14 protein-coding genes are annotated in these 12,144 nt (G+C 60.0%); 6 read left to right on the top strand and 8 right to left on the bottom strand.

Annotation, left to right across the window (positions count from 1 at the left end):
* Positions 1-4 precede the first annotated feature (4 nt).
* Both AC0AII_RS05015 and AC0AII_RS05010 read right to left on the bottom strand, forming a co-directional pair.
* Entirely contained in the window at positions 5-1,315 is a 1,311-nt protein-coding gene (locus AC0AII_RS05015) for an MFS transporter (protein ID WP_101431898.1), read from the bottom strand.
* 228 nt (positions 1,316-1,543) lie between these two features.
* On the bottom strand, positions 1,544-2,548 hold the full coding sequence (locus AC0AII_RS05010) for a LacI family DNA-binding transcriptional regulator (RefSeq protein WP_490446352.1): 1,005 nt from the start codon (positions 2,546-2,548) through the stop codon (positions 1,544-1,546).
* Between the two features lie 314 nt (positions 2,549-2,862).
* On the opposite strand from AC0AII_RS05010, the gene AC0AII_RS05005 reads away from it, so the two are divergent.
* The 3 genes from AC0AII_RS05005 to AC0AII_RS04995 all read left to right on the top strand — a co-directional run bounded on the left by AC0AII_RS05005 (position 2,863) and on the right by AC0AII_RS04995 (position 5,871).
* Positions 2,863-3,966, top strand: coding sequence for an ABC transporter substrate-binding protein (locus AC0AII_RS05005; protein ID WP_490446351.1), 1,104 nt, complete (start codon positions 2,863-2,865; stop codon positions 3,964-3,966).
* Positions 3,963-4,751 (top strand): ABC transporter permease, encoded by a 789-nt coding sequence (locus AC0AII_RS05000; protein ID WP_490446350.1) that lies wholly within the window; start codon positions 3,963-3,965, stop codon positions 4,749-4,751. The genes AC0AII_RS05005 and AC0AII_RS05000 overlap by 4 nt, the downstream gene beginning before the upstream one ends.
* A 121-nt stretch (positions 4,752-4,872) precedes the next feature.
* Positions 4,873-5,871 (top strand): DUF805 domain-containing protein, encoded by a 999-nt coding sequence (locus tag AC0AII_RS04995; RefSeq protein WP_490446349.1) that lies wholly within the window; start codon positions 4,873-4,875, stop codon positions 5,869-5,871.
* A 51-nt stretch (positions 5,872-5,922) separates the two neighbouring features.
* On the opposite strand, the gene AC0AII_RS04990 is transcribed toward AC0AII_RS04995, so the two are convergent.
* On the bottom strand, positions 5,923-6,783 hold the full coding sequence (locus AC0AII_RS04990; protein ID WP_490446348.1) for a hypothetical protein: 861 nt from the start codon (positions 6,781-6,783) through the stop codon (positions 5,923-5,925).
* Positions 6,784-6,864: 81 nt separating this feature from the next.
* Positions 6,865-7,521: a histidine phosphatase family protein gene (locus AC0AII_RS04985; RefSeq protein WP_463318588.1), complete on the bottom strand. Its 657-nt coding sequence runs from the start codon at positions 7,519-7,521 to the stop codon at positions 6,865-6,867.
* A gap of 213 nt (positions 7,522-7,734) precedes the next feature.
* Here AC0AII_RS04985 and AC0AII_RS04980 point away from each other — a divergent pair, with 213 nt between their 5' ends.
* From AC0AII_RS04980 to AC0AII_RS04970, 3 genes are all read left to right on the top strand, one after another.
* Positions 7,735-9,072, top strand: coding sequence for an MFS transporter (locus AC0AII_RS04980; RefSeq protein WP_490446347.1), 1,338 nt, complete (start codon positions 7,735-7,737; stop codon positions 9,070-9,072).
* Between the two features lie 78 nt (positions 9,073-9,150).
* Positions 9,151-9,657: a GtrA family protein gene (locus tag AC0AII_RS04975; RefSeq protein ID WP_313841674.1), complete on the top strand. Its 507-nt coding sequence runs from the start codon at positions 9,151-9,153 to the stop codon at positions 9,655-9,657.
* Between the two features lie 108 nt (positions 9,658-9,765).
* Positions 9,766-10,113, top strand: coding sequence for a phenylpyruvate tautomerase MIF-related protein (locus tag AC0AII_RS04970; protein WP_463316465.1), 348 nt, complete (start codon positions 9,766-9,768; stop codon positions 10,111-10,113).
* 121 nt (positions 10,114-10,234) lie between these two features.
* On the opposite strand, the gene rplI is transcribed toward AC0AII_RS04970, so the two are convergent.
* The 4 genes from rplI to rpsF form a co-directional block, all read right to left on the bottom strand.
* Positions 10,235-10,684 carry a 50S ribosomal protein L9 gene (gene rplI / locus AC0AII_RS04965; RefSeq protein WP_490446346.1) on the bottom strand — a complete coding sequence of 150 codons (450 nt, stop codon included), beginning with the start codon at positions 10,682-10,684 and terminating at the stop codon, positions 10,235-10,237.
* Positions 10,685-10,698: 14 nt separating this feature from the next.
* Complete coding sequence (gene rpsR, locus AC0AII_RS04960; RefSeq protein ID WP_015021310.1) at positions 10,699-10,947, bottom strand: 30S ribosomal protein S18; 249 nt, start codon at positions 10,945-10,947, stop codon at positions 10,699-10,701.
* A 38-nt stretch (positions 10,948-10,985) separates the two neighbouring features.
* Complete coding sequence (locus AC0AII_RS04955) at positions 10,986-11,603, bottom strand: single-stranded DNA-binding protein (protein WP_490446345.1); 618 nt, start codon at positions 11,601-11,603, stop codon at positions 10,986-10,988.
* 123 nt (positions 11,604-11,726) lie between these two features.
* Entirely contained in the window at positions 11,727-12,023 is a 297-nt protein-coding gene (gene rpsF, locus AC0AII_RS04950; protein WP_024627581.1) for a 30S ribosomal protein S6, read from the bottom strand.
* Between the last annotated feature and the right edge of the window lie 121 nt (positions 12,024-12,144).

Below are 12,144 nucleotides of genomic sequence, written 5' to 3'. Positions count from 1 at the left end.
ATATTCATGCTTGGGCAGAGACGTCATGCGACTCGGCATGGCGTTTGCGAAGTATGACCCTGTTGCCGACCATGCAGACCAGAATCCCCAAAATACTGAAGATCGCCAGCATGCCAAAGATCAGGTTGTATGCCTTTTGGGTATCGAAATTGTCGATAATGGCTCCAAATAGCATGTAAGCAAAGAACGACGGGCAATACCCGATGAAGGATGCAATGGACATGGCCGTGGCCGAGATCTCTGAATCTACCCCGTACTCACCTATTGGTGCATAGTAAACGGCGCGCAAAGCCACACAGATGAAAGTCACGAGGCAGCAGAGGACAACCACGGGGATCATCCATGCCGAGCTCCGGGGCGTAAAGATGACCAATATGCTGATGACGCAAACAATGACATAGAGCAGCGCCATCCACTGGGGAGTTGTCTTAAACCTCTTTGTGGCTAACACACCGGACAAAGCCGCTGCAATCAGACCCATAAGTCCGGAATTGACTATGCCGAAAAGACCAGCAGCTGCATCAGATAGTTTGAATGAAGCCTGGACGAAAGGAAGGAAGTAAGTGTTGGCAGCCACATAGATCAAATAAGTGGCAGCAGCACCGAAGCCGGTAGTCCACACAATTGGCAGTTTCATAGCCTGCAAGACCATCGCAGCCCCGTTGCTTTTGGGGGCCTTGCCCTTGACTGTGCCAGCCTGTTCATGCAGGAAGTCCTTCGGGATAAACCGAAGCACGACAAAAGAGAAGAGCATCATGCAAACCGGGTAGGTGCACATAGCGATGCGAGCACCGAAGATCTGCGAACCGCCGAGTGTGAACAATCCTAAGGTGCAGGCATTAAGCACCAGTCCGATGGCGGAACGGATACACTCCTGAGTACTGAAAGCGGCAGCCTGCGTCCGTTCCGTGGCCAAACTCTTAGTCGACTTCTGAATGGTTGGCCAATAGATGGCATCGCCGAAAAAGCCGAAGGCCGCGAAAGCCAGTACCAGGAACCAGTATGGCAGATGGGGCACTAGGCCCAGAATGAGGGCGAATATTCCATAACCCCATAGATCCACGGCGATGAGCTTGCGGATAGGCAGCAGATCCTGCAACCAACCAAGCAGGGCGTAACCGAATATCTGCACGAAACCTATGAGACCCAGCAAAAATCCAAGCTGGGCATTAGAAACTCCCAGAGCTTGGCGAAAGGGTTCGTAAATTACACTCTTGATGCTGGAAAACCAATAGATACAGGTGGATAAGGTAATGACTATGAAAATACCAAACTGTTTTCGAGACATACCCAAGTAGTCCAAGAGCCACTTCATTGCAAATCTCCTTATAAGGTTGATGGTGCTTCAACGCACCCGGGCGACACCGCCCATCCGCGTAAGAGTGACTCTGCTTCAGATCACTCGATCCCGTGGAGTCGTGAACCCTTTTGGTTCACAGGGCAAAAAGCTACCCCCCCCCCCCGACACGGCACGGTCCGACAATATCCAAACAGTCAGGTTTTTATAAACGACCAGAAGAGAACGTATGAACGCAAGAGATTACTAAGCCAACAGACCCCTTGGCACGAAGAGTGTTTGAGTGCGCAGACGGCGATCCACGCCCATGCCCTCCGGAGCCTGCCGCCCCGGCTCGATCATGGACAGGAGCATATCAACGCCCTGACGGCCCATGCGATCCACCTGCTGGGAAATGACCGACACCTGGGGGCTGATCAGTTGAAAAACCTCCAAGTCGTCGAAGGAGACCATGGGCACGCGCGAGCGCAGATCGCCGTCCCACTCCATGGCGACGGCCTTGATGGCATCAGCCGAGTATCCGAAGATGACAGCGTCAACCCCTTGGCGAAGCAGGCCGTGCATGGTCGCAGCCGCCCGGGGACGATCCTCAAACCCCTGGCGGACCACCAATCCTGTCAGCCCCTGACGGACATCTACGCAGTCCAGAAAAGCCTGCTCACGCTCGCGAAAAGTATAGGAGCGGCTCTCCGGGCCCGGGACAAAGGCCACTCGTCTGCTTCCTCTTGTTACCAGAGCGTCCAGGGCGGCCTCCATGCCAGGCACGGGATCGGAATCCACCAAAGGGACACCGGGCAGGGTCCGGTCCGGACGATCCACGAAGACCACGGGGAATTCCCTTGCCAACATGGTGCGCAACATGGGTGAGGTGGGCCCGTCAGGCACGACCAAAACGCCGTCCATATGCCGAGACAGAAGGATGCGGTAATAGTCCTCCTGCCTGCTGGCCTGGCAAGAGGACACGCCGATCAGGGGCGCATAGCCTGCCGAGTAGAGCTGGTCCTGGACGGCATAGACCAGCTCGGAGAAATAAGGGTTGCGGATGTCGGGGACCAGCAGGCCAACGGCATGCGTGCGCGAGGAACGCATGGAACGGGCGCGGCTGTCGGGGATATAGCCCAGCTCCATGGCCGCCCTGCGAACCCTGTCCTTGGTGGGCGGCGAAATGCGCCCCTTGTCGTTGAGCGCCTGGGAGACCGTGGATACGGACATGCCCGCCTGCTTGGCCACATCACTGATGGTCACCGACATGGGAACCCTCCGTCGACCCCTACCGAGATCGGTTGTCTTGCTCCGGACGAGACCGACAGCGGCCGGCCCGCACGAACCTCTCGTGAGTTCCCAGTATAGAGGCATATGATGCAACCTTTCATCACGGCGAGGCAGGATCGGCTGGCTTGGACTAGAGTGGTCTTGTTCGCGCGGCTGGTGGCAGCAGCCGTGGCACATATCGCAGAATTCCATCGGTCAAGACCGTACCGGATCGTCGCGCGGGCTCCTCACCTTCCCGTAGCGGCCCCGATGCGGATGGGCACCAGGGGTGCCGGAGAGGCAAGGTGACAGTGATGAGCATGTCGAGGAACAGTGGCTTCAGGAGAGTTCCCGGCCACAACCTGATCGTGCGGGCGCTCGCCCTAACAGCTGCGCTCTGCATGGCAGCCACGAGCGCAGCCTGCGGGGCCAAGGGGGCAGACGACAAGGCCGATGACGGCTCCAAACTGTCCTTCATGCTGGATTGGACGCCCAACACCAATCATGTGGGCATCTACGTGGCCCGGCACCTGGGCTACTTCGACAAGGCCGGTCTGAAGCTGACCATCCTGCCGACGGCCCAGGCAGGAGCCGAGACCTCCGTCCAGAACGGGGTCGCCGACGTGGGCTTCTCCAAGCTGAGCAACCTGGCCACCTTCAACTCCCAGGGAGCCGACCTGCGGCAGGTCTTCAACATAGGCCAGCATTCCGTGGCGCGCTGGTGCTCGCTGGCCTCGCGCACCGACATCCAGACCCCCAAGGACTTCGACGGCAAGACCTTCGTCAGCTTCGGCTCGGCTGAGCAGACAGCTGTAGTCAAGCAGATGATCCGTTATGCAGGCGGCAAGGGCGACTTCAAGCGGGTGACCAGCGGCACCAACACCTTCGCCACCCTGACCAGCGGCAAGGGCGACTTCGCCGGTTTCTACGCCAATTGGGAGGGAGTGGAGAGCGAGCTCAAGGGCCCGGCTCTGCACTGCTTCACCCAGGCCGACTGGGGAGTGCCCGGCAACCCCGACCAGCTGGGCTTCGTGGTCAAGAATTCCTGGCTGCAGCAGGCCGGTCACCGTCACGCCCTGACGGCATTCGTCAAGGCCTGTCTGAAGGGATACGACTACGCCCTGAGCCATCCCGACCAGGCGGCGGACATCCTGGTCAAGGAGACCAAGGGATCAGCCATCGACCCGACCCTGGCCAAGCGCTCCATGGAGAGCATCGTCAAGGAGGGGTACTGGGTCGACAGCCCGGACCAAAAGAGCATCAGCGGGCTGATCAATGTCAAGGATGCCCAGGACTATCTGGACTTCCAGTTCAAGGCGGGCACCTACAAGGGCGCCAAGAAGGGTGATCCCAATAAAGCCCCTCAGGCCACTGACCTGTGGACCGATCGCTACGTTCGGGAAGCAGCCGGGCGATGAAGGTACGCAAGCAGAGCAGAACCCGGGCGCTGCCTCCGACCCTCACTCTGCTGGCGCTCTTGATCATCTGGGAGCTGGCAGCCCGCCTGGGAGGAGTCAGCGAACAGGCCCTACCGGCGCCCAGTCGAATCCTGGTTGCCACAGTGCAGTCCCGAGAGGATCTGCTACCCGCCACCGCCATCACCGCCCTTGAGGGTCTGCTGGGCTTCCTGCTGGCCTCGGTCCTGGGAATAGTGATCGGCCTGGCACTCTACAGCTGGCGCACTCTGCATGATGCCCTCTACCCCCTGATCGCCGGCGCCCAGATGATCCCGCTGATCACCATCGCCCCCCTGTTCGTGATCTGGTTCGGATTCGAGCCACTGGGCAAGGTAGTCATCGTGGCCGTCTTCGCCCTCTTTCCCATCGTGGTCCAGACCTACCGGGGCCTCAAGTCCGTGCCCCGTTTCTACCAGGACGTGGCGCTGAACTGCGGGGCAACTCGGACCTGGACCCTCTGGCACGTCAAGCTTCGGGTGGCCGCCGGGCAGATCTTCGGCGGCTTGCGCATCAGCGCCGCCTATGTCTTCGCCACAGCGGCCACATCAGAGTATCTGGGCGCCAGAAACGGCCTGGGCATATGGCTGCAGTCTGCCTTCAATTCCTTCAGAACACCGCTGATCTTTTCGGCCACCTTGGTCATCATCCTGCTGACCGCCGTCCTGCTGGCCCTGATCACCCTGACCGAACGGCTGCTGCTGGGTGATGCCGGCGATGATCATATGGTCAATCCGGACGACGAGTGAAGAGTCCCCCATCCCCTGCACTATTCATGGCTATCAAGCGGAAGAACCGGCCTGCCATAATAGGAACATACGGAAAAGTCAGATTCAGGAATATCAATAGAAGATGAGAGGGACGACATCCATGAGCCATCCAGATGATACGAACAACGGGAACCAGACCCCCAATGACCAAGGTTCGGCCAAAGGCTGGCCCCAGAATGACCACGCAGACGGAACCGGCTCAGGGCCCGCAGCCTACCTGAATCAGCCTCAGCCAGGACAATCCGGCCATGCGCCGGCAGCTTCGGATCAGAGCGACGTGTACCATCCGATCAGCGAAGCCCAAAGACCTGCCGACGATTACCGCCGGGAACAGCCGTACCAAGGGCAGCCATACGGTCAACAGCCGCAGGGTCAACAGCCAGGCTACAACCAGCAACAGCCCTATGGTCAGCAGTACTACGGGCAGCAGCAGGCACCCTATGGTCAAGGTCCGAATCCCGGCCAGGCCAATGGTCAGCCCAATGGCGCAACCCCTCCGACTGGCTATGCGCCGGGCAACCCTTATCAATCGCCCGCGGGTTGGCCACAGGCCAGCTACCAACCCGGCCCCCAGGTCCCGCAGTATACGGCCTACCCCTATGCGGATGCCGGATTCAACGGCGAGCCGCCACTGAACGCACCCTGGTACGGCATTGACTTCGTAAACGCTTGCAAGCGTTTCTTCGTCAAATATTCCGTCTTCTCCGGGAGGGCCTCCCGCGGGGAATTCTGGTGGGTTGTTCTAATGATCTTTTTCATCGACCTTGCGATCTCGATCATCACCTCAGGATCCATCTTTGTGGGACGGATTCTGTCCCTCCTGGTCACCCTTGGACTTTTCATACCCAATCTGGCTGTAGGCATACGGCGGCTTCACGACACCAACATGTCCGGCTACTGGATACTCCTGCCCTTTGCAAGCGAGCTGGTGGGCGCCATCCCTCTGGTCTTCGCCATCGTGGCTATTATTGACGGGCATCCGGGATCCTCGCTCTCCCTGCTTGGCTTGGGCGCATTGATCATGATCGCCGGAACCGTCGCCGGGATCATTCTGCTGGCCCGACCCAGCGATCCACGAGGAGCCCGTTTCGATCGCTGAGTCCAGCCAGCCCTTCGCCTTGGACGATAGCAAGGCGAAGGGCAGAAGGTCTCAGAGCTCCACAGGAGGCTTGTTGGGATCCTCGGGCACATGGGCGAACTTGGCCTGCAGGGCTTCGCGGCTCTTGCGCTCGTCATCTTCCTTGGCCTTGCGCTTGGCCTCCTCGGGATCCCAGAGCACCTCCTGACGATGATGGTCCCACTCGGCACCTGCCAGAGGAGCCAGCAGGTCTGCGAAAGCCTCCGGATCATCCAATAATCCCAGCGCCTGGACGACATCCTCGCCGGACAGGAAAGCCCGGGGAATGCCCAGCCGCTCATTGAGCTCATTGACATAGACCAGTATTGGCGCAGCGGCCGCAGCGTGATCAGGGTCAGCGCCTGCACGCCGAAGCAGATCACGACAAATCGCCAGGCTGGTGGCCAGGGCCCGGGCCACTCCCTCCGTGTCCTGCAGAGATTTGGGGGATGTGCTCTGGTCATTCAAGGACTGCTCGGCCTTGGCCACGCCGGCGGCTACATCCTGCTGCCGATCCTGGTCCCAGCCGCTGCCCAAGGTTTCAGCCAAATCCGCAAGCATCTTGGACCGGTCTTCCTGCGCCTGTGCAGCAGCCTCGATGGCATCGTTGGCCGCCATGAGGGCGTCCACCAGATCCTGGGGACGACCAGGAATGTCCTCAGCGCCCTCATAGACGTATTCAGCGTCGGGGATGGTCACATCCTCTCCCGTCATCAACTGCGCCAGCACCATGCTGATGCGCACCTGCAGGTCCTCCGCATACTTGGCGTCGTTGGCCAGGTGCTTGGCATCCGTCAAGGGCCAGAGATCCACCAGCCTGGCCCCCTGTTCAGCCGCCTGGGCCACGGCGGGCCGCCCGGCTATGGCCTCCAGGCTTCCCTCTACATCCACCATGATCATCACGCTCCTTCATCGGGTTCTCGGACAGTCATCCACGACAGTATCCTCAGCCATCCTAGGCCGTGCAAGCGGTCTTCACACGCCTGCCGCCGGGTCCGCGTAGGTGATTCCCAGCACTTTGCCGGTGTCACAATCCAGGGTGATGGAGGTCACCGAGGCCAGAGCGGTGGCTCGAAGGAACATGTTGTGCTCGGGGTGGCCGGTCTCCAAAAGATGACGGTAGGACCAGATGGGCGACTCATGCGAGACAGCCAGGATCTGCGCATCAGGATGGCTACGGACCACCTGCCGGACGAAATCCCCCACTCGCCGGGCGATCTGCCGATAGGACTCCCCCCAGCTGGGTCGGCGCAGGTCCAGGATCAGCCGCAGGTTGGAGGGCCGCCAGAGGGCCCCCTGCCCGCGGCCGATACGCTTGCCGCGGAATTCGTTGCCGGCCTCGATCAGACGACGGTCGTAGACAGGCTCCAATGGTTTCAAACCGTGCTGGACACGAGCTGGGTTGATCTGCTCAAGCAGGATGGCTGTGGTCTCCCTGGTCCTGTCCAGCGGAGAGGAGTAAACGGCTTCCAGATCACGCATGCCAGGAGCCTCGGCCATAAAACGGGCCGTCGCCTCGACCATGGCCCTGCCTCTGGCGGACAAATGGAATCCCGGCAATCGCTCATAGAGAATATGATCGGGATTATCCACCTGGCCATGACGGACGAAATGAATGGTCGTCGCAGGCACGACCCACCTCCCAAGCTCCCCGGCAGACCCGATAAGAGACCATGGCGGGGGGTAGAATTATCACTATCCCAATGGCACCCATCAGGCGCCGATATGGTTACCACTGTAGCAGTCCCCCAGCAGCCCCACATCCCTTTCATGCATCTGGAAGGTTCTGGAGAAAACATGCTTCGGGACTGCAAAAACACTCAAGGAATGCGAGGTGAACAACCCATGCCACGGCAATTGAAAGCGGCTCTGGTCGAAGCCGGTCACAGGGTCTTCGGGGGATACTCGGCGCTCCTGCGACTGCCTCACACGGCACGGTTCGCAGTGGGGTCGGTTATCGCCTCCATGCCCTTCCCCATGGTGGGCATGACCATCACCATCTCGGTGCAGCACTACTACGGCAGCTACTCCTTGGCCGGAGCCCTGACCGCCATCCAAGCCGTGGCACTGGCCCTAGTCAGCCCCATGCTGGGAAAGATGGTCGACAAGTTCGGCCAGCGACAGGTCTCCATTCCCACGGTTCTGGTCTGGATCGTGGCCGCCACGATCCTGATCACAGCCATCACCGCCCACGCCCCCACCTGGGTGCTCTACCTGGTCACCCCGTTCATGGCGGCCATTCCGCCCTGGGGAGCCATGAGCCGTAGTCGGTGGACGCATCTGCTGCGCGGCGACCACCGAGCCACTAATCAGGCCCTGTCCCTGTCAGGGGTCTTCGACGAGGCCATGTGGGTGATCGGCAACCCACTGGCCTCCATCCTGGCGGTCATTTCAGGCGTATTGGCCTTCTCCTTTACCGGGATCTGTGTGCTGGTGGGGGCCTTCATGTTCCTCTCCTGTCGAGAAACCGAACCGCCTTCGCAGACGGACATGGCCCGCGCCCAGGGCATCACCCGCAAGGAGTACCGGGAGCATCAGGCTCAACAGGTGGCTCGTCTGCGGGACCAGGAGGGTGGGAACAGCCGCAGCGGGGCCTTCTGGAGCGCCGGCATGATTGCCGTCTGCGCCACTTGGTTCGGCCTGGGAGCCTTCCAGAGCGCCGCATCCATCTCTATCATCGCCTTCGCCACCGAACAGGGGATGAAGCAGATGACCGGATTCGTCTTCGCCTGCTTCTCCTTCAGCTCTCTGGTCGGCGCCCTGCTTTACGGGGCCAAGAACTGGACCATCCCCCTCTGGAAGCGTTTCTACTTCTGCCTGCTGGTGGTCAACCTGGGCATCGGAACCTTCATGTTCGCCAGGAATCTGTGGACCATCATGATCATCTACCTGATCATCGGCGTCTGCCAGGCACCCACCTGGATCAACGGCAACCAGCTCATGCTCCACTTGGTGCCGCCCATCCGCTTCACCGAAGGCATGGCTTGGCTGAGCGCCATGAATTCGATCGGATCCTCGGCGGGTTCGGCTGTGGCCGGGCAGTTCATCGACCGTTACGGATCCCAAGGCGGGTTCGGGGTGGTCACTGCTCTGGCCCTGACCTCGCTGGCCATCGCCTTTGTAGGGTTCCGTCAAATCCGAAACAGCACCGAGGAACCCATTCTGACCGAGCTGCCCGCCTGAGGGCGCAACGTAAGGCTTTTGCGCACAAGCGGCTCCCGCTACCCCGCGAGCACAGCAGGAATGATTGAATGGGCTATCGTGCGTAGATTAATCGGACAGCTGCTCAAGTTCGGCATCGTGGGCGTCATCGCCTTCCTGATCGACATCGGCATCATGAACCTGCTGATCATGGGGCCACACCTGAACAATGTCCTGGCTGGGGCCATCTCCTTCCTGATCTCCCTGGTCTTCAACTATCTGGCCAGCATGCGTTACGTCTTCAAGCATAGGGAGGACATGGCCCGGTGGATGGAGATGGCGGTCTTTCTGGTCTCCTCGGTGATCGGCCTGGGGATCAATGAGGTGATCCTGTGGATGGGCACTGCCATGCTGCCGCCGGACGCCATCACCACCATGCACGCCCGTTACCTGCTCTACGCCAACATCGCCAAGATCACAGCCACCGTGGTGGTGGCCATCTGGAACTTCCTGATCCGCAAGTGGCTGCTGGATGCTCCCGCCCCCGGCAAGCCGGTCGACCCGCGTTCGGTGGCCCACCGTCTGGGGGCCTGGTCCCTGCGTCATCGGCCCTTCGGCTGGCGCTGAGCCCGCCTGTCCGGTCAAGGCTACTATGGGACAGGAATAGTCGTCCATCCGCCAAGCGGACCGAGTCATCCTGATTGGTCACGCCGGACGAACCGGAAAGGAAGCACCATGCCCGTTATCCATACCCATGTAAGCACGCCCATCACCGCCGAACAGCGCGAACGGATCAAGACCGCCTACGGCGAGGCCATCACCGCTGTCCCCGGCAAGTCCGAGGGCTGGCTCATGTGCCCCTTCGAGTCGGACATGCCCATCTATTTCGGCGGTGACGACAGCAAGCCTGCAGCCTATGTCGAGGTCAACGTCTTCGGCAGCGACGTACCCAAGTCCGCCTGGGAAAGCTTGACCAAGACCATCATGGACACGCTGGAATCTGAGCTGTCCATCCCCAAGAACCGCACCTACATCCGCTATACGGCCACCACTGACTGGGGCTGGAATGGCGGCAATTTTTAGGCGAACAATCCTCTGTAACGCGTAAGGAGGCCTTCCCGCACATATATGCGCTGCGGGAAGGCCTCATGCTTAAGCCCAGATCCTTATTGCAAAAGGATCGTTATGGGATAGGTCAGATTTGCTACTCGGCGACTACCTTGACCGTGAAAGCGGCCGAGATCTCGGGGTGCAGGGTAACGGTGGCCGGGAACTCGCCGGTGGTCTTGATGGTCTCCACAGAAATAGCGCGGGGATCCACATCGGCCAAGGGGCGAAGTGCCTGGGCGATGGCATCATTGGAGATGCCGCCGAAGAGTTTGCCCGAATCAGACACCTTGGCTGCGATCTCGACGGTCTGTCCATCGATGGCAGCCTTGGCAGCCACGGCATCCTCACGGGTGGCCATGGACTTGGCACGACGTGCCCTCTGCAGGGATTCGATCTGTGCAGCAGCGCCCTTGGACCAGGCGAAAGCCAGTCCCTGGGGGATCAGGAAGTTGCGCGCATAGCCGGGCTTGACCCCGACAACGTCGCCCTTATGACCCAGATCGGTCACGGTATCGGTCAGAATAACCTTGGTTTCCTTTGCCATAATCCTGACCTCCCTCAGCGACCGTTGGTGGCGTAAGGCAGCAGGGCCATCTCGCGGGCGTTCTTGATAGCCTTGGAGATCTCGCGCTGCTCCTGGACGGTGACGCCGGTGATGCGGCGGGAACGGATCTTGCCCCGGTCCGAGATGAACTTGCGCAGCAGAGCCACGTCCTTGTAATCAATGGTATGAATCTTGGCAGCCCTCAGAGGATTCGGCTTCTTCTTGAAGGGCTTGACCGGCGGTTGCGGCCTTTTACGTGACATTGGTACTCCTTAAAAATGACTGATGATGCTATGAAACTTCAGAATTCGGGATCGTCTCCAGAACCACCAAACTCGCCGGTGGACCCGAAAGATCCGAAGGAATCGCCGGATCCGGTCGATGACCAGGGATCCTGGGCTGGGGCCTGCTGGTTCTGCGCTGGCTGCTGACGACCCATAGGGGCCGATGCCGCGCCGGCGCCGCCCTGGTAGGATGCCCCGCCCTGGTAGCCGCCGTTGTTGGATCCAGCGAAACCACCGCGAGATCCTCCGCCACCGGTGTTAGCGTTCCTGGTGACCTGAGCGGTGTTCCGTGTCAGTGCAGGTCCGATCTCGTCCAGACGCAGCTCCACAACCGTGCGGTTGTTGCCCTCACGATCCTGATAGGAGCGCTGCACCAGACGACCCTGGGCGATCACCCTCATGCCCTTGGTCAGGCTGGCCTGAATGTTGGAGGCCATGGGACTGTAGGTGGAATCCCAGGCCGAGCAACGCATGAAGAGCGAGTCGCCGTCCTCCCACTGCCCCGAGTTCCTGTTGAACTGCCTAGGCGTGGACGCGATGGTCAGGTTGGCCACCGTGCCTCCGTTGGAGGTCGTACGCACCTCCGGATCCGCAGTGAGATTACCCACCACGGTGATGTATGTATCTCCCGCCATGTCACGACCTTTCCTCGGAATGAGGACTTGGGAATGGGCCTACTGGGGCGAATCCCGCACCCTTGAACTTTCGCCGCGAGGACTGGATGTCAGCCGACGCTTCGAGGTCCTTTTGCTGTTTGCTTACTTGTCATCCTTGCGAAGAATCTTGGTGCGGATGACGGACTCGTTCAGATTGAGCACACGATCGAGCTCAGCGCTGGCGGCAGGCTCGCATGTGTACTCGACCACCACATAGTTGCCTTCCTTGTGCTTGTCGATCTCATAGGCCAGCTTGCGACGGCCCCAGACATCGATGTTGTCGACGGAGCCGCCTTCCTTGGTGACCACCTCGAGATACTGGTCGGTCAGCTTCTTCAGCGAGCGCTCATCCATGGCCGGATCGGCAATGAACATCAATTCATACTTGTGCGCAGACATCACCCACCTCCTTTGGACTTACAGGTCACGGACCTTCCGTGACAGGAGGGTGTAGCAGATTACCAGATCTGGCTGTCCAAAGTCAGGACAGCCACCCAGTAACTTATTAAGAATATACACT

The organism is Bifidobacterium sp. VU/mBH4 (B4) (assembly GCF_058199535.1).
Note: the sequence above shows the minus strand (reverse complement) of the source record. Positions and strands in the feature narration are given on the sequence as shown.